At 42.8% G+C, this 23828-nt stretch carries 22 protein-coding genes; 6 read left to right on the top strand and 16 right to left on the bottom strand.

The genetic code is table 11. The annotated features are described in order from the left end of the window. Positions 1 to 135 precede the first annotated feature (135 nt). Complete coding sequence (locus A8F95_RS08905) at positions 136 to 1095, bottom strand: nuclease-related domain-containing protein (protein ID WP_065410184.1); 960 nt, start codon at positions 1093 to 1095, stop codon at positions 136 to 138. Between the two features lie 52 nt (positions 1096 to 1147). Next, positions 1148 to 1972 (bottom strand): STAS domain-containing protein, encoded by an 825-nt coding sequence (locus A8F95_RS08900; protein WP_065410183.1) that lies wholly within the window; start codon positions 1970 to 1972, stop codon positions 1148 to 1150. Between the two features lie 129 nt (positions 1973 to 2101). On the opposite strand from A8F95_RS08900, the gene A8F95_RS08895 reads away from it, so the two are divergent. From A8F95_RS08895 to A8F95_RS08885, 3 genes are all read left to right on the top strand, one after another. Next, positions 2102 to 2584 (top strand): TspO/MBR family protein, encoded by a 483-nt coding sequence (locus A8F95_RS08895; RefSeq protein WP_065410182.1) that lies wholly within the window; start codon positions 2102 to 2104, stop codon positions 2582 to 2584. A gap of 196 nt (positions 2585 to 2780) precedes the next feature. Further along, positions 2781 to 4307, top strand: a complete 1527-nt coding sequence (gene murJ, locus A8F95_RS08890; RefSeq protein WP_065410181.1) for a murein biosynthesis integral membrane protein MurJ — start codon at positions 2781 to 2783, stop codon at positions 4305 to 4307. Between the two features lie 5 nt (positions 4308 to 4312). Then, complete coding sequence (locus A8F95_RS08885) at positions 4313 to 5827, top strand: hypothetical protein (RefSeq protein ID WP_065410180.1); 1515 nt, start codon at positions 4313 to 4315, stop codon at positions 5825 to 5827. On the opposite strand, the gene A8F95_RS22070 is transcribed toward A8F95_RS08885, so the two are convergent. From A8F95_RS22070 to A8F95_RS08865, 5 genes are all read right to left on the bottom strand, one after another. Next, positions 5814 to 6008: a hypothetical protein gene (locus A8F95_RS22070; protein WP_141676247.1), complete on the bottom strand. Its 195-nt coding sequence runs from the start codon at positions 6006 to 6008 to the stop codon at positions 5814 to 5816. The genes A8F95_RS08885 and A8F95_RS22070 overlap by 14 nt on opposite strands. 23 nt (positions 6009 to 6031) lie before the next feature. After that, on the bottom strand, positions 6032 to 8026 hold the full coding sequence (locus A8F95_RS08880; protein ID WP_065410179.1) for an S-layer homology domain-containing protein: 1995 nt from the start codon (positions 8024 to 8026) through the stop codon (positions 6032 to 6034). 155 nt (positions 8027 to 8181) lie between these two features. Continuing rightward, the gene (locus tag A8F95_RS08875; protein WP_095407459.1) at positions 8182 to 9201 is read right to left on the bottom strand and encodes a C40 family peptidase; all 1020 of its coding nucleotides are present in this window, start codon (positions 9199 to 9201) and stop codon (positions 8182 to 8184) included. 467 nt (positions 9202 to 9668) lie between these two features. Then, entirely contained in the window at positions 9669 to 11615 is a 1947-nt protein-coding gene (locus A8F95_RS08870) for a S8 family peptidase (protein ID WP_077247286.1), read from the bottom strand. Positions 11616 to 11716: 101 nt separating this feature from the next. Further along, a complete protein-coding gene (locus tag A8F95_RS08865; protein ID WP_065410178.1) occupies positions 11717 to 13126 on the bottom strand; it encodes an N-acetylmuramoyl-L-alanine amidase in 1410 nt (469 codons plus the stop codon). A 350-nt stretch (positions 13127 to 13476) separates the two neighbouring features. Between A8F95_RS08865 and A8F95_RS08860 the strand changes: the two genes are divergently transcribed. Together A8F95_RS08860 and A8F95_RS08855 are read left to right on the top strand one after the other, a co-directional pair. Continuing rightward, positions 13477 to 15114, top strand: a complete 1638-nt coding sequence (locus A8F95_RS08860) for a hypothetical protein (RefSeq protein WP_065410177.1) — start codon at positions 13477 to 13479, stop codon at positions 15112 to 15114. Beyond that, a complete protein-coding gene (locus A8F95_RS08855) occupies positions 15107 to 17896 on the top strand; it encodes a DEAD/DEAH box helicase (RefSeq protein ID WP_065410176.1) in 2790 nt (929 codons plus the stop codon). Before A8F95_RS08860 ends, A8F95_RS08855 begins: the two co-directional genes overlap by 8 nt. A gap of 136 nt (positions 17897 to 18032) precedes the next feature. Here A8F95_RS08855 and A8F95_RS22425 read toward each other — a convergent pair whose 3' ends face one another. Both A8F95_RS22425 and A8F95_RS08850 read right to left on the bottom strand, forming a co-directional pair. Next, positions 18033 to 18182, bottom strand: coding sequence for a hypothetical protein (locus A8F95_RS22425; RefSeq protein ID WP_176713658.1), 150 nt, complete (start codon positions 18180 to 18182; stop codon positions 18033 to 18035). A 31-nt stretch (positions 18183 to 18213) separates the two neighbouring features. Beyond that, positions 18214 to 18576, bottom strand: a complete 363-nt coding sequence (locus A8F95_RS08850) for a single-stranded DNA-binding protein (protein WP_065410175.1) — start codon at positions 18574 to 18576, stop codon at positions 18214 to 18216. Positions 18577 to 18815: 239 nt separating this feature from the next. On the opposite strand from A8F95_RS08850, the gene A8F95_RS08845 reads away from it, so the two are divergent. Beyond that, positions 18816 to 19250, top strand: a complete 435-nt coding sequence (locus A8F95_RS08845) for a YwpF family protein (RefSeq protein WP_065410174.1) — start codon at positions 18816 to 18818, stop codon at positions 19248 to 19250. A 94-nt stretch (positions 19251 to 19344) separates the two neighbouring features. Here the strand turns inward: A8F95_RS08845 and A8F95_RS22420 are convergent, their stop codons facing one another. From A8F95_RS22420 to mreB, 7 genes are all read right to left on the bottom strand, one after another. Further along, a complete protein-coding gene (locus A8F95_RS22420) occupies positions 19345 to 19521 on the bottom strand; it encodes a hypothetical protein (RefSeq protein WP_156187084.1) in 177 nt (58 codons plus the stop codon). Continuing rightward, positions 19518 to 19916, bottom strand: a complete 399-nt coding sequence (locus tag A8F95_RS08840; protein ID WP_049665247.1) for a hypothetical protein — start codon at positions 19914 to 19916, stop codon at positions 19518 to 19520. Before A8F95_RS08840 ends, A8F95_RS22420 begins: the two co-directional genes overlap by 4 nt. A gap of 250 nt (positions 19917 to 20166) precedes the next feature. Then, on the bottom strand, positions 20167 to 20589 hold the full coding sequence (fabZ, locus tag A8F95_RS08835; RefSeq protein WP_065410173.1) for a 3-hydroxyacyl-ACP dehydratase FabZ: 423 nt from the start codon (positions 20587 to 20589) through the stop codon (positions 20167 to 20169). A 15-nt stretch (positions 20590 to 20604) separates the two neighbouring features. After that, complete coding sequence (locus A8F95_RS08830) at positions 20605 to 20811, bottom strand: DNA-directed RNA polymerase subunit beta (protein ID WP_095407458.1); 207 nt, start codon at positions 20809 to 20811, stop codon at positions 20605 to 20607. A gap of 15 nt (positions 20812 to 20826) precedes the next feature. Then, positions 20827 to 21636: a flagellar hook-basal body protein gene (locus A8F95_RS08825; RefSeq protein WP_065410172.1), complete on the bottom strand. Its 810-nt coding sequence runs from the start codon at positions 21634 to 21636 to the stop codon at positions 20827 to 20829. Positions 21637 to 21658: 22 nt separating this feature from the next. Then, entirely contained in the window at positions 21659 to 22495 is an 837-nt protein-coding gene (locus A8F95_RS08820; RefSeq protein WP_065410171.1) for a flagellar hook-basal body protein, read from the bottom strand. Between the two features lie 193 nt (positions 22496 to 22688). Next, complete coding sequence (mreB, locus tag A8F95_RS08815) at positions 22689 to 23690, bottom strand: rod shape-determining protein (protein WP_065410170.1); 1002 nt, start codon at positions 23688 to 23690, stop codon at positions 22689 to 22691. Positions 23691 to 23828: the final 138 nt, after the last annotated feature.

Here is a 23828-nt window from a genome sequence, read left to right as displayed (position 1 = left end):
CCTGCTGCCTAGTGGCCGCAGGGGGTTTTTTGTGTGTATTGAGTGCTACGCTCATAAAAGTGGCGGTTGCGCTCACATTCGACAAAAGTTCGCTCATAATCGACAAGATTGCGCGCATAACCGAGCCATCCCCGCTCATAACCGATAAGTCCGGTTTTTTTGACTGCCAAAGTAGGGCAGGCTTAATTCTTTTAAAAGGCGGGTCGCCTTGAAACGCGAGTCGAGCTGCATGTATTCACGAAATTCTTTGTTGGTGATCGTATTGCCGTGAAAAAACACGTAGTCAGCAAGAGCTTGAATATGAGCATCACTGGATTGATGATGACAGCGGAGACAGTGCCATTTCCCTCTTGTTCGTGGCATCGGAATGTGCTGGCAGACAGGACAGTGAACTCCTTTTAGCAGTTCGGATTGGGAAATTTGAAATTTCTCGAGGAGGTTTGGATCGTGGGGAGTATGTTGAGCTTTGAGACAATGAGCCATTTTTTCTAATTCTGTTAACGTTAAGATGTTAGTCGGATAACGCCGATGCAGTTCTTCGATCTTGTTAGGAAGAGCAGCGGCATGGAGGACTTTTTGAAACGCTTCTGTGTGGGTGGGATCAGCAGTAATTTTCGTAGTGGGGAAACTAATGACAACGAGTGGAATCACAGGAAAGTCAGTTAGATGATGACTAGCGAGCCAGGCTAGAAGCTGACGCTGTTGGCGTTGGATTTGCAGCAGAGGGTCAGAGAATACATCTTCCCCGCTTTCCTGAAGACGCACAAGCTGTTGAAAGGATCGGTCGAAAAATAGTGTGCCGGCTATGTTTTTTGTCTCAAGGATGACGGCCATGTTTGGATAAAGAAGTAAAGTGTCCAGTTGAAAAAAGTAACCATTGCAGCCGAGAAGTCGAAGTCCATGCAGCGTCAGCGGTTGTCTGCCCTGCAAATTAGCCAGATAATAATCAAGCGCCTCCTCACCACGATGTCCCGCCCAGCTTTTATCGAGCTCAGCCTTTATGATAGATCTTTTTGCATGAAACTCAGGCAGCCGGCGAAACAAGGCTTCCAATTTGTGAATCTTTAAGGGGAGGTCCCGCTTTTTTATATTCATGCCCTCTCTCCTTTCCTATTAAAGAAGCCCCGGAAAGTGTCCCGGAGCCTTTTTAAAAATCAAGCGCTCTTGATAGCGTGCTGACTGTATGAACGGAATCAAAATTAAGTCCGAGCTGAACAGCCGTCTGGGCAATTTCAGGCCGAATGCCGGATAAAGTAGATTTGACTCCGATTAAATTCAAGGCTTCAATCAGCTGGAATAACTGATAGGCTACCATTGTGTCAATCATCACGACGCCCGATATATCAATTAATAAATGATTCACCTGCAGCTTAGCACATTGTTTTAATGTGTTTTCTAACAGGAATTTCGCTCTTTGCGTGTCAATGTCACCGACTAACGGCAACAGAGCGACGCCGCCCTTTAACATAATAACCGGTGAGCTTAATTCGTTGATCATTTCTCGCTGGGCCTGAAGCATTTTCGTTTGATATGTATACGTCTCTTCCGTAAACTTCAACACGACCTTGTCGAAGGCTTTGACAAACTTGTCCTTCCACTCATCTACACGTTCATGGCTGATATCGCTATTCTCTCTGGCGAATTCATTGATAAATTCCATGTATTGCAGGCGGACGCGCATGAATTCACGGATAATAAAATGAATCGGTGTGTTAAGATGATCTTTGCTTCTGGATACTTCAAAAATCCAGTCATCAAACTTTTTATAGAAATCCTCTTCTTCTTCGATGAGAAGATTGCACAAGTATCCATGGAATCTGAAGTTCTGCTCTTTTAGCTTCTTCACCACTTCAGGATCATTTGAAGCATACACACCGGATGGATCGCTTTTATCTAATGACTCGTACCATTCCTCTGTCAGCTGCTTTGCTTTCTCTATTAGAAACGTATACATCTTTTTGTTTAATTCCATTAGCTCTCCCCCTGATTGGCGTATGTCTCCATGGTGTATTATATAACAATTTGGAAAGCAGAACCAAATAAAAGTTTAAACGAACTAAAAGAAAGCAATAGATAGAATAAGAATGAAAGGAGGTGCGACATGGAACTGCTAAAAGTAAACGGAAAAATCAACGCCGGAAAATTAACTGCGAACGTTTTATTACCCGTTGTAGGCGGATCACTGGTCGGCTATTTCGCTACACGAAATGCTAAAAAAGAGTACAAGCGCTTAGAAAAGCCTGACTTCTCCCCTCCATCCTGGGTGTTCCCTACTGTCTGGACCGGGTTGTACACCGCCATGGGCATCGCTCGCTACCGGGCGGCCGCCAAAACGGAAAAGAAGGAACGGCTTCTTCCTTACGACATTCAGCTCGGCTTGAACTTTCTCTGGTCTTTCCTATTTTTTAAATGGAATTTGCGCGGAGCTGCCTTTGTAGAGATCGCCCTTCTCCTTGGCATGATCACCTTAACAGCGTATGAATTTTACCAATTGGATCGCACCGCTGGAAATTTAATGATCCCTTATGCCGCTTGGGTCACATTTGCTCTTGGGTTAAACTATTCTATCTGGAAAATGAACTAAAACGCCATGCTGTACGGCGTTTTTTTGTTGGTTTGTGCGCGCAATCTTGTCGATTGTGCGCGATCTTTTGTCGAATAGGAGCGCAATCCAGGCTTTTATGAGCGCACACCCCATACTCCTAGTTAACTTCCCACTTAATTTACGGTATTATAAAGTATTGAGTTTTCTATTCCTATTTTATATTGAGGTGGGTTTTGTGTCGTTGAAAAAGACGGCTCTCTGGCTCGGATTGCTGGCGATTGTTGTCAAGTTTTCCGGCTTTTTAAGAGAGAGTATTATTGCAAAGGAGTTTGGGGCAAGTCATTATACAGATGGGTATTTGCTGGCATTTTCATTCATCACCCTCGTGATTGCGATGATTTCCGGCGGGTTTAATAATGTGTTTTTACCGATGTATGTGAAAAATCGAAAGGATGAGCCAGAGCAAACGGAACATAATGCCAATGCAATCATGAACTTGACCGTGCTGCTGTTCCTTGTTATTTCCTTTGTCGGCTGGCTGTTGGCGCCTTATTTCGTACCGTTGATCTATGGAAAAATGACGCTAGAAACAGCTAAAATCGCGATTTCGGTTACACGCTTTTTTTTCCTATTTATGAGTGCGATTGCGCTTAATGGGATTCTGGATTCTTATTTGCAAGGGCGGCGGATTTTTGTGCCTTCACAAATTTCTAAGCTGTCCGCTACGTTAATGGGCGCCATCTTCGCTTTACTCTTTTCTGATCAATGGGGCATCAATAGCTTAGCGTACGGTTTCATCTTTGGAACGGTGCTTGGCATTCTTGTTCAACTGTTCTTCTTATGGAGGAAAGACTGGCGCTGGACCCCTGCTTTAAAAGTAGAAAAAGAGTTTCAACGGGCGTTTCTCGTGCTGCTCATTCCTTCTTTGCTTAATTCAGTAGTTGGCCAGATTAATATGTTTGTCAATAAGTCGTTCGCAGCCAGCACCATTCCTGGTGCGGTCACTTATTTAAATAACGCATCACTGATTACAAGTATTCCCCACACTATTTATGGGACAACGATTGCGGTTATCATTTTTACCTTATTGTCTGAACAAGTCGATGAGCAGAAAAAGTTCCAAAATACCTTTTTCATGGGAATGCAAGTTTCTTTGTTAACACTGGCTCCGATTGCGGCTGGATTGCTGTTAGTCGGACAAGAAGCGATTTCTTTCATCTTTGAGCGGGGGAAATTCACTGCTCATGATACGTATAATACGTATCTCGCTCTCTTGTATTACTTGCCAACCATTGTGACGCAGGGACTGCAATACATCGTATCAAAATCAATGTATGCCCGTGGAAAAACAAAAGTTGTGTTCCGGATTAGTGTGACGACCATCGCGTTGAATGCTCTGTTAAACTGGCTATTCGTCGGGCCGTTCGGCTATCCAGGATTAGCGCTGACCGGTTCGTTCGTGTCTATTTATTATTTAGTCGTCAGTACGGTTTTCGTCTATAAAGATTTTGAGAAAAAAGAGGCGACGCGGCTGATCGGTCTTATTGGACGCGTACTGATCGTAACGGCGTTCATGGTCATCCCGCTCTATCTTTTAAAAGAATTTACGCCAATTTCCAGTTTGTATTCATTATGGCAGCTAGTGATTATCGTTCCGCTCGGCGTGTTGTTTTACGTAGCCGGCCTGTTCTTCTTCTATAAGGAAGGGTTTAATCAATTGCTGAACCTTCTTAAAAGAAAAGCGCGTGCGCAAGGCAGGTGAGTACAATGAAAGAATGGATGCTGGCGGCGCTGGCGGCAGTGTTTCTATTAGCAGGCTGCACGGAAGCAGATCATAGCGGGCAAGCGGCAGCGGGAGAAACCGTGCCGCTTGGCGAGTTGAAGCTCGTTCTCTCTCAAAATCTATCTCTGCAAAATAAAACAGAGTCCAGCCTTTCTTCCTTTTATAAGGATACGCTTTACACCTATAATTGGGAGGAGCGAGGCCAGTTAAAGATTAAAGTGCGCACGGTGAACAACGGCGATCAATTTGTCATGGTTCAGTTGCGGAATGTATCAAATAAACCACTTTCTCTAAAAGCAAAAGTAACACAGCCGCAAGTGGATAATTATTACTTTATTGATTGGCAGAGGGAAACAAAGCCTCGTCAGCCCGATCCGATCATCGGCAACGACGTGACCACCCCTCCTTCCGGCTTGCTTCGTTACTCAGCGGACAACCGTTTCTTATACGAAGCGGTTGTCAGTAAACAATATCAATCAAAGGTTAAAACAAAGCTATATGGAAATGGCCAGCAGAGCACGATACGTGAACTGACAGCGGAAAAAGAAGCCCTACAGCACGATGTATCTGGCTTTTCTGTCTTACTTGAGGCGTTGCCGGGACAGCTGACAGAGCAGTGGTTTTTACTCGCTAAAGAGCCTCTATTTGAAAATGGAGACCACTTAAGCAGCTGGATTGACTTTCAATATACTCATTATCAAGAAGTGAATAACTGGTTCACAGTGAATGGAGCCACCCAAAAACTCCCGTGGTCTGTTGAGCCTGTCACAAAAAATGGTTACGGAAGACATCTTGGCACTCTCCTTGAAAAAGCAGCGATTGACCAATATTTTTCATCAGGTGACCGGTATTTCTATGATTTGATGGCACAATCCATTGGGAACCTGCTTGAATACCGCGAGCAGAAACGCAGTTCAGTTTGGAAGAACGAGTACACCAATGTCTGGTTGAAACGAAAGTATCGTTTAATTGCTCCGTATGTTGACACGCAGCAAAACGAAATGATCGCCCTCTATTTATACCGGATCGGCAAAGAGTTTGATGACAAAGAACTGATGGCTCTCCTGCCGGCCTACGCTGACTATTTGCTCGACTTAATCGAGATCGATATGATCGTTCCAACAGCCAAAGGCTATTTGCCGGCTGATTACTATTCACCTTATCAAAGAAAACGATTTATCCACGCCTCGCTTCCTTCCGCGATCAGTAAAGCCGACTTGTTCGTTGAGGCTTACAAAGCGACAGGCGAGAAAAAATACGCAACAGCTGCACGTGACATTCGACTCGGCATCGAATCACTCGGCACGAAATGGATCCGTCCTGATGGAGAGCTCTGGTATCAAGTGAACCGTGACCTCACCTTGAGCGGCAAAGATACTGGACGGTTGACACTCGATCTTCTTGAACAGCATAAGAAAAACTGGCAGGCCATTGACCAGAGTAAAAGCCCCGTCCTGCAAAAGTTAATTGACAGCAAACGAAAAGCTATCCAACGATGAAGTTGGATAGCTTTTTTAATTGTTCTCCGTTTGTGAGCGATTTTTTAACTTTTATGAGCGGAATCTCCGCTTTTGTGAGCGCACTTTTGTCGATTGTGAGCGTTCTTTTGTCGAATACGAGCGCGCTTTTGTCGATTATGCGCGCACTCAGCTTTTCCCATAAATAAAAACCCTCCGTCATGAAAAACGGAGGGGATGAACAGTTTATTTTACAAATGTCAGCGGAGTAATGTACTTAGCATATATATATCCTTCTGTGTAGTTCAGATCGTCTGAGATGACTTTCTGCCATCCTGATACAGGAGCGCCGACCATGACGACTGGCATTTGATCTCCTTTGTAAGTGAATTGAATCTCACCATTAGGAGTGGCACGAACATTTAAATCTTCCGCATTTGTTAAACCGATTTGATATTTCCCAAAGTCCTTGTTGCCGAGGGCTTTGTCGATGCGGTACATGTGACCAGCGACTTTTCCGCCCCACGCGATGTCGGAAGCGTATTTTACGTTGATGCCGACACCTTTATTCCCTGCTGCGGCGCCATTTGGAACACTTTGTTTCCAAGCACCAACCGGATTTGGAACGAGATAGCGGTCATTTAAATAGCCATCTGCTAAGTGATAGACACATTCAACCGGTGAAGCGAACGACTTGCCTTCCTCTGGCTTACTGTCGTACACAGCAATACCGAATAAGTTGTTGTTCGTTTGAGCATGTCCACTCATCCCGTAGTCACTTTCATGAATAGCCATCGCTAAAATAAGCAAAGCATTAATACGTTTTTCCGCTTCTACCTTTTTCAGCGTGGCACCAAGCCCAATCAGCTTACTCTTTTTTGTTGCATCCTTATATCTTGCAATGCCCGTAGCTTCTCTGTCAGCTAACGCTGTTTTAATAAAACTGTCGAGCTCCGCTGCTGTATAATTTGTTGTCGTTCTTGCTGATAAAAACTGAAAGTATTGATAGGCCTTCCCTACAACCGCACCTTGTTCATTATAGAAAGTGGCGTTATCCCAGCTGTAATATTTGGGACCTTCAGCAAGGAAGCCTGGCGCTTTCCCAACTGTATAAGAACCGTAACTCTTACTTGAAGGCTGATAAATTGCATGGAGCAGCTCTCCGTTAATCACTCGATAATAACTGCGGCCCGGCGCTCCTTCAAATGGTACAAGGTCGCTGTTCTCTGGCTTCATATAGTAGGTTCTGCCACCGAGCGATACTGTTACATAACTGTCAGTTGATGTAATGTACTTTAACTCTGCCCCTTTTGTTGCATAGGATTTTGCTGTCGTTAAGGTCGGATCGCTGTACAGGTTAGCTGTAGAGCCTCCAGTAGCAAAAACCATCCCGCTATTGTTCTTCATATATACAATTTTATTATCTTTTATGACTAGTTCTTGACCTCGCTGCCCCATTCCTTGCTTAGCAGCATCAAACGTGCTGTATGATCCAGAAGCGTAGGTAATCTTACCAGTCGCATCAATGGTCGCGACTTGGTAGACGTCTGCTGGTACTGGCGGCTGCGGTGTTGGCTCTTCTGGTTTTGGTTCAGACGGAGGCTCAGTAACAGGCGGTGGAGTTGGCTCCGGGCCGTCTGTCGTTTTCTCTACTTCTAACAAACGATAGATAAAGGCAGCGGCATGATCACGCCTAGCATTTTCTTCTGGATGAAAGGCCGTTTTAGAATAGCCTTCAATAATTTTAAGGTTATAGCTTTTGCCGATCGCCATTTTATGCGCTGAACTTAAGTATTTTATGTCAGTAAAAGGTGCATCCGTTTGTTCAACCGTAATGCCTAAGTAATTAAGTGCATTGCTGATCATCAGCGCCATGTCTTTTCTTGTAATAAGAGCATTGGGCTGAAACGTGCCGTCTGACCGGCCGTTGACAATTTTTGCGGCTGCCGCAGCATTTACACCGGGAGCAAGACTGGACGAAGAGGGTACATCTGTGAATTTTGATGTATTGCTTTCCGGCAGTTTAAGCGCTCTCGTAAGAAAAGTCGCAAATTCCGCTCGTGTTACACTTTGGGTCGGTCTAAAGTCGTTTTCCCCGTATCCCTTCATAATTCCTGCATCTACCATCGCTTGTATTTGCTGTTGCATCGTGACAGAAGCAGCTTCTGTTTGAGCAGGTGAAAAAACGGGTAATACGAGAACTGAAGACAGAAGTACGGCAGCTAATTTATTTTGCTTCAATGATAAAACTCCTTTCAAGAAGACACATTCATGTTCTCTATTCTATTATTCTATCGGATAAAATTTAAGTATTTATTAGAAACATAGGGAAATTTTTATAAAACACTTAGAAAAAAATAGCCTTAGAACATTTTCCAAGGCTATTGATTATTTAATTATTTAGCGTTCATACCATTATAAATGGCTGTCGAGAAAATAGCACGCGAAGCTCGCGTTGAACCATTATATTTACTAGTTTTAAAGACGCCTGTTGTGTCAATCGCTTTCATAGCAGCAATTGGCTCATATGCCCAATTGCTTGGACTTACGTCTGAATAAGAGTTTGCTGCTGCTGTGGCATCACCCATTTGAAGTTCAAAAGCTTTATGAACGATGATCGCCATTTCGGTACGTGTCATGTTTGCATAAGGTCTAAACGTTCCATCGGAGAAGCCATTAATAATTCCTGCTTCACGGATAGCCGCAATGTCCTTAGCAAACGGGTTGGACGCTGCAACATCTTTAAAGTATTCAACCTGATTTGGCTCGTTTTTCAACACGCGATTAATAATCGCGGCTGCTTGTCCACGTGTAACAGGCTCGTCCGGTTTAAAAATATTATTCTCGTAACCTTGAATAATATTATCATTTGTCAAGGCTTCGATAGCTGGATATGTCGGATCATTCTTTAAAATATCTCTGAACTTGTCAGATGTTTCAATAACCCGCTTAGCACCTGCATATTTCGGCCCCCAATAAGAGTTGCTTAATGATACAAGCGCAATCCCCTGGCTGGATGTAGCGTTTAATACTAAGTTGCCACCTGCGTAAATCCCCACGTGAGAAATACCAGGCTTATACGTGTTAGCAAAAAAGACTAAATCTCCAGGGATGAGCTGGCTTTTAGAAACCGCTTTCCCTACGTTATATTGTTGCTCTGCCGTCCGAGGAAGAGAAACTCCCTCGCTCTTATATACATATTGAGTAAATCCGGAACAGTCAAACCCTTTTGGTGTCGTGCCGCCGAATACGTAAGGTACGCCTATGAACTTCTTCCCGTAACTAACCAAAGACTCTCCAATTGATGCCGCTTTAACTTCTACTTGTGTATGTGTTGCAGGCAGCGCGATCGGTGCTGCTGTAGCTAACATAAATGAAGCTAAACCACTTGCTACAATTTTTTTAAATTTACCCACTGTAAACCCCCAAATATATTAAAAAAATGCATTTTTTCTTCTTTTTATCTCACTGAGCATATTGTAACAAATATAAACCTACTATTCTTTTACGGTTGCATTACATTTACATTTCTCTATCTATTTGACAAAAAGGGTTGTTATTACACTATTTTCTTTCATTGATTATATTGTAATTAAAGGAAATTAAAGTATAAAAACACTAAATATTATCGTTTTTTCTACATTTTATCATCGCTTTGTAATAAATTAATATTTTTGTAATTTAACTGAATTAACTGACGAATGAATTTATTACTATAACTTTTTGTCGAAATAATAAGAAGAAAGCTTTGTGTTCTTATATAATAGCCCCTGTTAAAGGTCAATGTCGCTTTTTCACTAGTTGGTTACAGCGAAAATCAGCCACCATGTATAACAGAGCCATAATAATAAAAAAAGCTGCCCGTAAATGGGCAGCTTTTTCGTTAATACGTAATTCTAAGCTGTTTGTTGTCAGCTTTTGAGAGAAAGACAGAGAAGTTAGCTCGGGTAATGGTTACTCCTGGATGGAAGTTGCCATCTTTATACCCGTTAACAATGTGTTCAGCTACAAGACCATTAATGTATTGATAGCCCGTAACGTTCTGATTAATGTCTTTAAATGCTCCTGTTGTTTTTACAGGTACATTATAGGCTTTAGCAACTAAGATCGCCATTTCTGCCCTAGTGACGTGACTGTCGGGGCGGAAGGTGCCATCTCCAAAACCGGTAATAATTTTTCTTTCTGCAAGAGCTTCTACGTAACCAGCAGATTTAGCTGATGCGGCCACATCTTTAAAGCGATTAGACTGTGGCGTTTCCTCAATTCCCAGCGCCCGGCCAATCATAATAGCCGCTTCTCCCCTAGTAATCGCTTGTTCAGGCCGAATCATATTATTAGGATATCCTTTTAAAATTCCTTTGTAATATAAGTACGTAACGAAGCGGTTATACCATTTATTCGTGTTCAAATCTTGTAACGCAGGTGCTGGGTTATTGACTTTCACAGTAAAAGAAGAAGTCCCTTCCTTGCCGTCTGTCACTGGATAAAGCGAATAATCGACCTGTCCCTTTGTGGAGTAATCGACGATCTCCGAAGCGTTTATGTTTTTAGCAATTAATTCACCAAATCGATACACATTGTAACTGCTAAACTGACTCACTGCTTTGCTTGAGTCAATCGTAATTTTTCCTTTTCCATCCATTGTATACGGAAGTGTCGTATCGCTAACCGGTGTTTTATCTACTTGAACAAATCCAAAGCCGTAATAGTTATCCCGCCCTTTTACTCCGAGGTCTATTGCATTTTTTTGAAGGAGCGTGCGAATTTGTTTATTCGTCATAGCAGGATACTTTTCTTTATACAAAGCAGCTAAGCCCACGACATAAGGAGACGCCATAGACGTTCCGGAAAGCATTTCATATCCTTTCTCCTTTGTCATTGTTGTCAGGGCAGTTGGATACGTACTATAGATATTTTCTCCGGGTGCTACAAATTCTACTTCTTTCCCGATTGATGCAAGAGGATCATGCTTTTTATTAACATCTACGGAAGAAACAGCAATCACTTCCGGAAACTTAGCAGGATACTGAACAGAAGACACTTCTCCTGGTTCAGGAGGTCCTTCGTTTCCAGCAGCCGCCACGACAATAATGCCGCTTTCATAAGCACGCTGAATCATTTTTCTAAGGTTACTGTCTTCATAAGGCGATGTAATGCTAATGTTGATAATGTCCATTTTGTTTTTAATAGCCCACTCGATTCCCGCCATCATGGTGGAGGTTGTACCGCTGCCTAATTTATTCAGTACCTTCACCGCATAAATTTGTGCATCGGGCGCTACACCGACAACTCCAATTGAGTTATCCTTGGCTGCGATAACTCCCGCCACATGTGTGCCATGTCCATTGTCATCATTATAGGCGTTTTTGCAGCCGTCTGGTCCAAGAATGGTCATAAAACAAGCACCACCGGCTACTTGAAGATCCTGATGATTTCTGTCTATACCTGAATCTAAAATGCCGATTTTAACGCCTTTGCCTGACAGTGTACCCGGAATGCGTTTATCTGCTCCAATGGCTTTATAGCCCCACTCGACCCGTTGCCCACTCTTTTCCATCTGTTTGTCGTATGTAACGGATTGGACCTCTGGATGAAATTCAAGCATTTTCTTTTGGGCCTCTGTTAACTCAACAGCGGCAGCCGGCAGTTCATCAAATATATACTTTACATCTACTGTATACTTTTCTAGTAATCCACGATTCACTTCCCCATTAAATAACACAATCGCTCTTTTTTTCGCCACCATGTTTGCCTTTGCATCTACAGGGAAAACATGAAGAAAGAGAAGCGCAGCAAACAAAGGAAGAAAGTATTTCATCGTTTTAACCAAAGCGAACACCTCTCTTTTTATAAAAATAAAACAAAGGAGACAGTAGACTGCCTCCTTTCATTGTAACTTGTATTCTAATAGAATTCTATTTTATTATTTTCCTATTTTGCTACGTCATATAAGGCATCAACTTGGTAGCCTTTGGCTTTGTAGTAGTCCAAAGTACCGAGATAGATCGCTTTGGCTGCTGCATTTCTCCAATAATCAGAGCGAAGCATGTCGTTGTCTTTTTTCGTGTCAATGAAGCCAAGCTCCACTAACACAGCTGGCATCGTATTTTCACGAATGACGTGGAAGTTACCATTCTTCACACCACGATTGGCTAATTTCCATGCATTAAGCATGCGTGATTGAATTTTGCTTGCAAGCAGCTTGCTATCTGCCACATTCGGGTTTTGATAAGCAGAATAGTAATATGTTTCTGATCCTGTTCCGCCGCCAGCGTTCGCATGGATGCTAATGAAGGTGTTGGCACCGACAGATTTTGCATAGCTCACTCGACCGCTTAACGAAATGTATGTGTCTGTGGAACGTGTCATTTTGATTTGGAATGGCGTTTCACTAAATAGATTGCGTGTTTTTAATCCTGTATCCAGTACGACATTCTTTTCATAAATACCGAATCCTGTTGCACCAGGATCACTTCCTCCATGTCCTGGGTCTAACACGATCACTTGCTTAGCAATCCGCGGGTCAACGTTCCCTGCATTTGTGGCTTCAGCTGTTGTACGTAAATAAGAGCCATGCACGAACCCTTCGAAAGAACCGTACTTGATATAGTCCCAAGCACCGACTTTAAAAGCACTTAATACTTGCTGGTTTTGTTTGACAGCACCAATTTTCGCGTAGCTATCCTTCGGACCCGTTCTAATGTTTAAGCTATCGACGTTCACCCAGCGAGCATTTTTAAAATCAACCGTATTGCTAACTACACGAAACTTAGGGTTAATAGCGCGCGCCAAAAAGACCGCGTAATCTGCACGAGTAATGAGGTCGCTTGCACCAAAGGAACCGTCCCCTTTACCTTGTGCAATTCCACGGGAAATCAAAGCATTAGCGGCACCTGAAGTCGTGTTATTAAATGAATAGCCAAATGCACGGCTAATCATGATCGCCATTTCGCCACGAGTTACTTCTTTATAAGGACGATATGTGCCATCGCTATAACCTGTTAAAATTCCTTTTTGAGCAGCAGATTGAATATAACCAGATGCGAACATTCCCGGATCTACATCTTTAAAGGATGTAGCACGTTTTGTTCCATTAAGCTGAAGAGCACGACCGATAAATGTAACCGCCTCAGCACGGTTTACTTTTTTGTTTGGACCGAATGATGAAGGTGAAACACCCTTGGCGATATCTCCTTCAGCTAAATAATAAATCTCCTTTGCGGCACGATGAGAAGTTGGCACGTCCGCAAAATTTGTCGCAGCTTGCGCCGTATTTTTAACTCCTAATAGAGGAATGACCAAAAGAAATGACAAAAGAACTAAAAAAGAACTTTTTTTCACACCTCTACCTCCCTTCTTATTTTTTTCCATTCTAACACATTTATAAAAAAACAAACGGCCATCTCAAAAACTACTTTTTAAATTTCATTGAACAATATTACTAACTAATTAAATAAAAGTATTTTCACCCTTAATTTGCCATAAGAAAGAAACAGGCGTAACGCAATTGAAAAAATACTAAATATTACAAATTATTTCGACTTACCGGTACAGCCCCCTCCCCTTTTCCGAATCCAGCTTTTTTCTCCTGCTTTTTTGTTTTATAATGAAAAGATATGAAATTTCTATAGAGATGCCTTGTTTCTATTAGAAATAACCCCGGTTTCCCCTGGGTGAAGGAGGTTCAAAACATGTCTGTTGAATCAGCGGCGCTAGAAAAACAATTAGATGCTTTTTGGGCAGATTTACAAACAACATTCAACCCCGCTCTTTCTCGTAATAAAGCCATTATGGAATTGGGGTTTCGTCTGTACTCAAATGAGCAAGCCGCATTGCGTCACATGTCCACTGGATTAGTCAGCGGTTCAGTCATACAGGCAGACAGCGAATTATTTCAGGTCTACCTCGATCTGTCTTCCCCTCATTTAAGCAGCTGCACTTGTACCCAAGACCAGTGGTGCGCTCACCAGCTAGCACTTTTCTTTGCAGCTTGCCAGGATACATCTAAATCTGCCTATGACTTTTTCAATGATTGGCAGAAGATCCCGCACAATCCAGCAGCGATTCCTGGTGTGATGCGGGCCAGTGACTTATTAAAAACGACGATTGCGGCCGATGACGGACCGGATGCTTGGATAAAGAGGATCGAGCACGCAGCTCAAGAACGCCTGTCAGCTCGATCTGTTCAAAAAAACCCTTATATTGTTGAATATGAGGGCAGACATGTACATGAACATTTACTAAAGCAGCGTCCTGCAAAAAGAGAGTGGCAGCCGCTCTATGAATTATATGTAAGCTTTGGGCTGCTGTCTTTTATAACAGAACTATTCAGTGAAACGACGATCTCTAAGGAATTATTACATCGGGCTTGTTCGTCGTTTTTATTTTATATAGTGGAAGAAGCAGCAGATGCTGCAGAAGATATTGGGATGCACGCCCTGCCCTTTGAATTCGACCCGTACATTCATTATTTGCGACAAGAATCTTCTTCTCTATTAGCACGGAAGAATCACGTGTTTACGGCACAGCGCATTGATCTATACCGCCAGCTGTGGACGGCTCTTTTTAAGCGGGAAGCATGGCGGAAAGAAGAGCGGATGCGGCTGCAGGCACTTCTGGAGGAAAAGCAAGAATTAACGGTATCAATCGGCTACTTGCATCATCTTTATTTAGCGGATGAACTGGACAGTTTTACTGCTTTCGCTAAAAGTCTGCCGGATACAGGGGTCGATCTATATCTATTCTGGCTAATAGATGCTTTTAATACGAAGCAGTATGAAAAAGCGCGAATGCTGATCAGAATTGTGGATCAAAAGCTAGAAGGCTACCTGGAGCAGCTGGAGCAAGGCGGCAGTATGCAAAGCCGCCGGTTCGTCCATTGGTTTCTAACCTATATCGATGCGGATTGGCTAATGGAAAAAGAGCCGCTGCTTTACAAGAGCTTATTGGAACGGATGCTGCCGTATAGCTATTCAGAATTGAGCTTTTACTTTCTTCAGACAGAACAATATCGCGAGTGGGTAGAATTGCAATTGTGGATGGATAGCGAGCTGCCTGAGCTTGACCGTAATGGGCTTAAAGAAGCAGCGAAGCAGGCACCGCACGAAGTATTACCTCTTTACCATCATGGCATTCTACGTTTAATCGAGGAGCGCAATCGGGCAAGTTATAAAAAAGCTGTCCGTTATTTAAAACGGCTGCGGACACTTTATAAAAAATTAAAACGGACCGACCGTTGGGATATGTATATTCACAGCTTGTTGGAAACGAAAAAACGATTGCGGGCTTTCCAGGAAGAATGCAGAAAGGGTCAGTTAACGGATGCTTAAAACAAGAACAATCACGATTTATATAAAATGGCTAGAAGATAAGCATTTCTTTCTCTGGGCAGAAGCAGAAAACGGACGCCTTCTTCCTCCGGCTGAATGGGTGAAGCAGCTGTTTCTTAGTCATGAGGAGAGCTTTTATGGCTCCTTGCTTGAAACAACTTCTTACAAGGGCAAGGAGGGTATTCTTTTATCCGCCTGGCAGTGGGTAACGCTCTTTAAAAGTGAACAATTCAATCGCTTTATCCGTTGGGAATGGGATGAACTCGGAGACTTTAGCCTTGCGGCTGCGCCAGCTATCTATGAGGCCATTACAGATGGCGGTTTCGTCCCACACTTTAAAGAAAATGGCTTATCCTTTCAAGTCCCCGACTCTGTTTGGGAAGAGTTTGCACCTGAGTTTTGGGAAGAATCCGTCGTGGAAGTCAGTAATCGCGAGCTGGTCACTTCTCTGTTTCAAAGTTGTGCCGAACAGGCTTTCAACGAAGCAGGAGCAAGCTACGCAAAAGCGAATCAGCTTACTAGCGGGAAGTTAACACCAGAAGAATTAAATCGTTATTTTGATGCGGCCCGCTGGCGTGAATGGCTTGGGACAGATGATAGTACTGCTCCTTTTACTGCTGGTCTGCGGTTAATAGAACCAGCGGAAGATCATGAAGATTGGACACTTGAGACTGTGCTTATTAGCCGTAATAACACCGAAAAAGTGTATCCGCTAAACGGAAGAATTTCAAAAAATTGGCATCCCTACCTTCCTGAAGCGGAAGCAGAGCAGACGCGCTGGCTGCGTCTCTTTCCTTGGCTAGAAGAAGCTGGGTCGCTTCGTTCTCATTTATCGGAAGAACGGGCCTTTCTCTTTTTAACAGAAGCCAGTGAAAAATTAATTCAGCTTGGCGTCCCTATTCTCTTGCCTTCATGGTGGGAATCCATTCGAAATGCGTCTTTGTCGCTGTCTGCCAAAGTGTCTTCAACCACTTCGAGCCGGCCTTCATTCGTTGGTCTACAAGCGATTCTTGATTTTAACTGGCGTTTATCAATGAACGGGGCGGATTTGTCTGAAGAAGAGTTCCTGAACCTAGCGGCCAATAATCGCCGACTTGTAAAAATAAATGGAGAATGGATTCAATTAGATCCTGAAATGGTGCGTAAAATTCAAGGATTAATGAAGAAAGCAAAAAGAGAAGGACTTCGCTTACAGGACTTACTCGAGCAGGAGCTCGTCCCTCTAGAAGAGCAAACAGATGATTGGACGGATCCACGACTATTTGCTCACATACAGATTGAGCTAAACCGTTCATTCCGTAAAATGATTGCCCAGCTGAAGGATGTGTCCTCCCTTCCGGTTCTGCCAGCCCCCGCTGATTTACACGCTGAATTACGGCCATATCAGCAGTTTGGCATGAGCTGGCTCCTATTTTTACGCTCTTGCGGATTCGGTGCGGTCCTCGCCGATGACATGGGGCTCGGTAAAACGATTCAGCTAATTTCCTACTTGCTGCATGTAAAAAAGCAAGAACAGCCAACCACCCCTGCCCTGATTATTTGCCCAACTTCTGTTCTTGGAAACTGGCAAAAAGAGTTGGAACGGTTTGCTCCTGGATTGCGGGTCGCTCTTCATTATGGCAACAATCGAAGACAAGGAGACAGCTTTGAGCAGCTGGCTAATGAAACAGATGTTATTTTGACGACATACAATCTTTCCCATCTCGACTTTGACACATTGTCATCCATTGAATGGAATACAGTCGCACTAGATGAAGCGCAAAATATAAAGAATGCTCAAACGAAGCAATCACGGGCTGTACGCAAGCTGAAAGGCCGTCATCACATTGCATTAACAGGGACCCCGATGGAAAATCGCCTCGCTGAGCTATGGTCCATTTTTGATTTTACGAATCACGGGTATTTAAATAGCCTTGCGTACTTTCAGAAGCATTATATTGTACCGATTGAGAAAGACGGTTTAAAATCGAAAATCGAGCAGCTGCAAGCGAAAATTCGGCCGTTTTTACTAAGAAGGACGAAAAGTGACCCTGAAGTGGAATTAAATCTTCCTGAAAAGCTCGAGCAGAAAGAATACTGTCCTCTTACAACAGAACAGGCTGTCTTATACGAGCAGCTCGTTAATGAAACGATGGAGGAAGTGAGGAAATTAGAAGCCTTCGAGCGCCGCGGATTAATTTTACAAATGCTGAATAAAATTAAACAGCTGTGCAACCACCCTGCGCTTTATTTAAAAGAACAAGAGCCTGCACATATCGTGGAACGCTCTGAAAAAATGAACAAACTAATGGAGCTAATCGACAACATTATGGAACGCCAAGAAGCCTGTTTGATCTTCACCCAATACATTAATATGGGGGAAATGATCCAGCAGGAAATAGAGAAACGATTTGCCATTACGGTTCCTTTCTTAAGCGGCAGCACCTCTAAAGAGCAGCGGGATCGTTTCGTTGCCGACTTTCAAGAAGGACGCTTTCCTGTCTTTTTATTGTCATTAAAAGCAGGAGGCACAGGATTAAACTTAACTGCCGCCAATCATGTCATCCATTTTGACCGTTGGTGGAACCCCGCGGTTGAAAACCAAGCTACGGACCGGGCCTACCGTATCGGTCAAAACCGTTTCGTTCATGTCCATAAAATGATTACGACAGGCACGATTGAGGAAAAAATTGATGCGATGCTTGAGAAAAAACAAGCACTCAATGACGAGATCATTAGCAGTGACCAGTGGATTACAGAAATGGACGACAACGAGCTGGAAGAGCTTCTTATTTTAAAATAACCCACACGAAAGAGCCGGTTCAGAGGAGGAGCCGGCTCTTTTAGTGAGGAATTATTTCGGAGATCCATAAATCGCAGAGCCTGTATGGCTAAATAAGATAGGACGGTTGAGGTGTCATTTTATAAGTAAAGATGAATTATCGAGTAGCCGGTTGTGGAGCGGTCTGAAGAGATCGCTGTTCCATGGATTTTAGCTGTTCTTCAACAACGCGGAGTCTGGCGAGAGTTTTGCCGAGGCAGTAAGTTACTTCTTCTAACCTTTTTTCAAGTCGTTCGTTTGACATCATTTTCTTTTCCCTCTTCTTTCTTCTCTTCCCTTTACGGAATTGTTAAGATCGGCAATAGCTCAGAAGCAGTTGAGCGTTTCTTATCCATAAAGCGCACCGTATGAACGCTCACTTCCGTTACGTATACTTTTTTCCCGTCTGTGTTCTCATAGTTCCTCGTTTGAATCGTACCGAGTACACCGATGAGTGATCCTTTTTGACAATACTTCGCTGTATTCTCTGCCGACTTATTCCAAACGGTGCAGAAGATAAAATCGGTTTCTGCCACTCCTTCCTGATTGCGATATGGCCGATTGACAGCAACCGTCATATTTAAGAATGGCCGGCCATCTGCGGTGTATTTCACGACGGGATCTTTCGTTAATCTGCCGACGAGCGTCACTTGGTTAATCAATCATGTCCCTCCTTTCTGCAGGTATGCTCTTATCGTAGTCCAAAAGCAGACTAAAAGTAAAAGTCACATTTTCGAGCTATATCGCTGCATTATCTAAAAATCTAATGGTTCTCTACGAAAAAAGACAAATTCCTGTAGAGAACGTGAAAAATCGCCGCATTCAAGTTTGTAGGGTTCTTCATAGGAACATGCTATACTTTTCAGTAGAAGGAATTAAAAAGGAAGGGGACATGAGCTGCATGAAAACCTTTAAAATTGCTGGCTTTTATTTAGCCGAGCAAGACGAACCTCAGGAAATCGAGTTACTGGACGGGCTGATTATTAATAGAGAAGATGACAAACGCTCTTGGTTAATTGAACTGTTCGTTCATCCGAAGTATGAAGAGTTGTTTCAAGAACTCGAAAAACAGGAGGATGAACTGAAGGTTCAAGTATTAATTACTCATCCAAACAATGATCCCGCCCTTTTTTCTGCACGAGTGAGAGAGTTAAACACCCTCGAGGACGGCATTAGTGTTCTTCTCGAAGGAAGACTCCGGCAGATGCGCAATGAATACGCTAAGCAAGTCTTGTCCGATCTTGTTGGAAAAGGACTTAGTGGCGAAAATCTTCTAAATACGTTTAATACTCACCTCAAACAAAGAAAAAATGCTCCATCTGCTAAAGAAACATAAAAGCCATCCCGCCTCTTAAGGCGGGATGGCTTTATCGTTTGGCTTGGTCATTTAAAAAACTATGCAAAAAAAGGCAACCTCTATATAGCTGCCTTTAATGAACAACACTGGATTGAAGTTCATCCAACCCGGTATCCATTTTATTATGGAGTTTTTGAATTATATATTGAATGTCCTGTTTTCGATAGTCACGGACCGGTAATTCTTCTTCGTATACATGGTAATAAAGAAGTGCCGCAAGAGATAACTCAAATTCATTTGCAGGCATCATCTGCTCTTCTTTTTTTTTAACTGATCATGCAAAAGATCGATATAATACTTTGCCTCTGCCCTGCAAGAAAAGTCAAAATCAGTGCCCATTTCTTTTTGCAAAGCGTCTAGTTCTTTTAACTGGTCTGCTGTCGGTTCTTCTGAAAAGATTTTTTCAATGACTTCATTAATCTTTGCAGCCAGCTCTTCATGAAATTCAGGGCTTGCCTTCACTTCATTATCCACCTTGCTATACCAGGAGGAACTTGTATGAATGTAAGTTCTCCACTCATCCATAAAGTCTTCAAAGCGATAAGCCTTTTCTTCCCATGAGATTTTAGCCATATATTGTTCAAATGCTGTTTTAATCGAACGAGTGATACTTATTTTGATACCTTGAGATAAGCTGCTTAACATTTACAATAAGTACCTCCTAGAGAATCCTAATAAAACTTTGTAAAAATAGTAACATCTATTACTTTAACATACTTATACAGGAATTGACAAAGTTTTTTCAAACAAACAAAAGTAGCAGATTCTTGATATTTTTTAGGGAAAAGGATTTATTTTACTAAATTCCTATATGCTGATCGGCTTAAAATATTTAATCCCTCTATTTATTTTATCACAAAAAAAACAGAGAGAAACCCCTCTGTTTTATCTTCTATTATTTTAAAGCAAATGTAATTTCAGCTTCACAAGCGAGTTCGCCGTTTACAGTGGCAATCGCTTTGCCTTTTCCAACCGGCCCGCGTAAACGTGTCATTTCCACTTCAAGGCGAAGCTGGTCGCCAGGTACTACTTGGCGTTTAAAACGGCAGCTGTCAATGCCTCCGAAGAAAGCCAGCTTGCCGCGATTCTCTTCTTTCTTCAGCATCGCAACAGCTCCCACTTGAGCAAGCGCTTCTACAATTAAAACACCCGGCATAACAGGATACTCTGGAAAATGTCCATTAAAAAACTCCTCATTCGCCGTTACATTTTTGATGCCCACCGCTCTTTTCCCTTCTTCCACTTCTAAGATTCGATCAACAAGCAGAAAAGGATAACGGTGTGGGATAATTTCTTTAATTTGCTGGATATCTAACATTTTTCTCCTCCATCGCTATAATAAACTATTAGCTAGCACTTCCACTAAGTGTATCCATATTTCAGGCAGGAAAACCTCAAGCGGATTTCCACTCCCAATAATACTGTAGCCAACCATGGCTCCCACTATGGCAAAGAGTACGAGTAAAAGCAAGTTAACAATAAACCGGCCAAGGGGGGTTAGCCTCGTACGTTTCTTCTTTCTCTGCAAATTTTCCGTCACATTGTTTCGTCCCCTCTAGCGTACGCCGTTAATAAGCCCCATCATTTGGTCAGCCAGAGAGATTGAGCGAGACTGGAACTGGTAAGCACGCTGTACATTCGTTAAGTCAGCCATTTCTTTTGCAAAATCAACATTGGATTTCTCAAGTGCATTTTGCTGCATAGCAATGTCCCCGCGGTTAGCGTCCTGTAAAATTTCATTTTCCGGGACAGCCGGATTATCAGGCATTGTCAATAAGTTCGACCCTGTTTGAGTTAAAAACTGCGGCCGGTTGATTTCGACTACTCCAATATTCAACGTCTGTCCGCCAGCACGCAGCCTTCCACCATTTTCAAGCACAATATCACCGCTGTTTGGATTGAAGGTAATCGGTTGATTATTTTCTCCAAGCACTGGGTGGCCCTCTTCTGTTACGAGCATCACCTCATTGGCATTAACCGGAGTGACAGCAAAGGCTCCATCACGTGTATAGTGAACTTTGCCTTGTCCATTTTCCTGGACAAGCACTTTGAAAAATTGATTTTCTTTCGTGAAAGCGAAGTCTAGTTTTCGGCCAGTCTGTGCTATATTTCCTTGCACGCCCACTAATTGCGATTGGCTAATCTTCGCACCGTTTCCAATACGAATGCCATTCGGCGTTAAGCGGCCAGTCTCTTTATCTGTGCGCAGCATGTTTTTTGCATTCTGGTTGATTAGATCAGTGAAAGAGGCTTCCCGGCGCTTGTATCCATTTGTATCGAGATTCGCAATGTTATGGCTTAGTATATCCAGCTTCTGCTGCAGCTGGCCTAACGTATTAGCAGATGTGATCAATAGTTGATTCATTCAGTATCCTCTCCCGGGAAGATTAATTCACGCGGCCGATTTCATTAGCGGCTTTTTCCATACTGCGGTCATAAGCAGTTAACACTTTTTGGTTCGCTTCGAATGAACGATAGGCCGACATCATATCTGTCATCGTTCGAGAGGCGTCTATATTAGAGCCCTCTAAAAACCCCTGCTTCATCTGAAATTGCACGTCATTGCGGCCGGCAACATCAGGAAGCGTTCCATTTTCCAAACGAAGCAGACCATTTCCTTCTTTTATCAGCAGATTAGGGTTTTCAGCAAACGCTAAACCAATCTGGCCAGCAGGTCTTCCATCTTCTGTAATCTGACCATTTTCAGTAATGGCGATGTTATCTGAATTTAATTGAATTCGGTTTCCAGCCGAGTCGAGAACGTAATGACCGCTTGCTGTTGTTAGAAAGCCGGCGTTATCTAAGGTGAAATTCCCATTGCGTGTATAACGCTGAACGCCGTCTTGACCTTGTATTTTAAATAAAACGGTTCCTCTTTGTCCAGTATCTTCATTCACAGGTATATTGACATCTAAAAGCGCTACATCCGTCTTCAGTCCTGTTTCCCTCATATCTCCTTGAGAGAAATCAGGCTTCGTTTCCTGCATATAGACCCCTGTGTTTAGCGCGCCTACACGCCGCCCAAGCGGAATGTGTCCCTTATTTTGAACAGGCACAGAGGCTTTATCGATCCGCTGCAAAAGCATTTCCGGAAAGGCACGCAAGGAAGAGCGGTCCTCTTTATAGCCCGGCGTATTAGCATTAGACATATTATTAGAAAGCATTTCAGTACGCCGCTGCTGGGCAATCATTCCTGAAGCGGCTGTGTAAAATCCACGAAACATATATCCACCTCATTAAAAATAAGATCTTCTCTTGCTGTTAAGCTTCCAGAAATTGTGGATCGCTTTATACATGTTCATTTTCTGTTTTTTATTATATCACTCTTTTTCATCGGCCAAAAACTAGAAAAAGTTAATAAAAGAAAGCTAATTTCAACAAAAGTTTAAAAAAAACGAGATGAGCCCTTCATCTCGTTTATGCTAACTTTGCTTTTGATAATTTATCAATGTTGTCAAGCATAATACCTGTTCCTATTGCTACGCTGTCCATGGGATTTTCAGCAATGAATACAGGTACCTTTAATTCTTCAGCCAATAGCTGATCAATGCCGTGAAGCAAAGCGCCGCCTCCAGTTAAGATTACACCGCGATCAATGATATCAGCTGATAACTCAGGCGGTGTTTTCTCAAGTACATCTTTCGCTGCTTTCACGATAACGGCAATCGATTCTCTCAGTGCTCTTTCAATCTCTTCAGAGTTTACCGTTAACAGACGTGGAAGACCGGAAACCATGTCACGTCCGCGAATTTCCATTTCTTCGTTTCTGCTTCCTGGGTACACGCTGCCGATTGTAATCTTAATACCTTCCGCTGTGCGCTCCCCGATCAGCAATTTATATTCTTTCTTAATGTAATTCAAAATCTCATTATTAAAATTATCGCCGGCCATTTTAATAGAAGCAGCCGTAACGATTGAACCCATGGAAAGAACAGCAACATCTGTTGTTCCCCCGCCAATATCGACGACCATATTGCCGCTCGGCTCGAAAATATCCATGCCTGCGCCGATCGCTGCCACTTTTGGTTCTTCTTCTAAATACACTGTTTTTCCACCGCTTTTTTCTGCCGCTTCACGGATAGCTTTTTGCTCAACACTTGTAATGTTAGTCGGACAGCAAATCAAGATACGCGGCTTCGACAGCAAGCCTTTCAAATTCAGCTTGTTCATAAAATGCTTTAACATCGACTCTGTTACATCAAAGTCAGCGATCACTCCATCTTTTAGCGGGCGGATAGCCACGATGTTCCCCGGCGTTCTCCCAACCATACGATGAGCCTCTTCACCAACTGCCAGAACCTTATTTGTGTTTTTATCAATGGCTACAACAGATGGTTCATTTAATACAATTCCTTGACCTTTCACATGAATCAATACATTTGCCGTCCCCAAATCAATTCCAATGTCTTTTGAAATCATTAGAGCAGCCCCCCTTTTTTAGTATGTATTTTTATTTATTTCCATCTTTTTATATCTATTTACGTATGAAACAGGAAGAGTTCCCAATTTTTTATTTTAGCATATTTGACATAAAAAAGCCGGATTATTTGTAAACTT

The organism is Pseudobacillus wudalianchiensis (assembly GCF_001685015.1).
Classification (GTDB): Bacteria; Bacillota; Bacilli; order Bacillales; family Domibacillaceae; genus Pseudobacillus; species Pseudobacillus wudalianchiensis.
The sequence above is the reverse complement of the archived record's forward strand: the minus strand, read 5'-3'. Positions and strand labels throughout refer to the sequence as shown.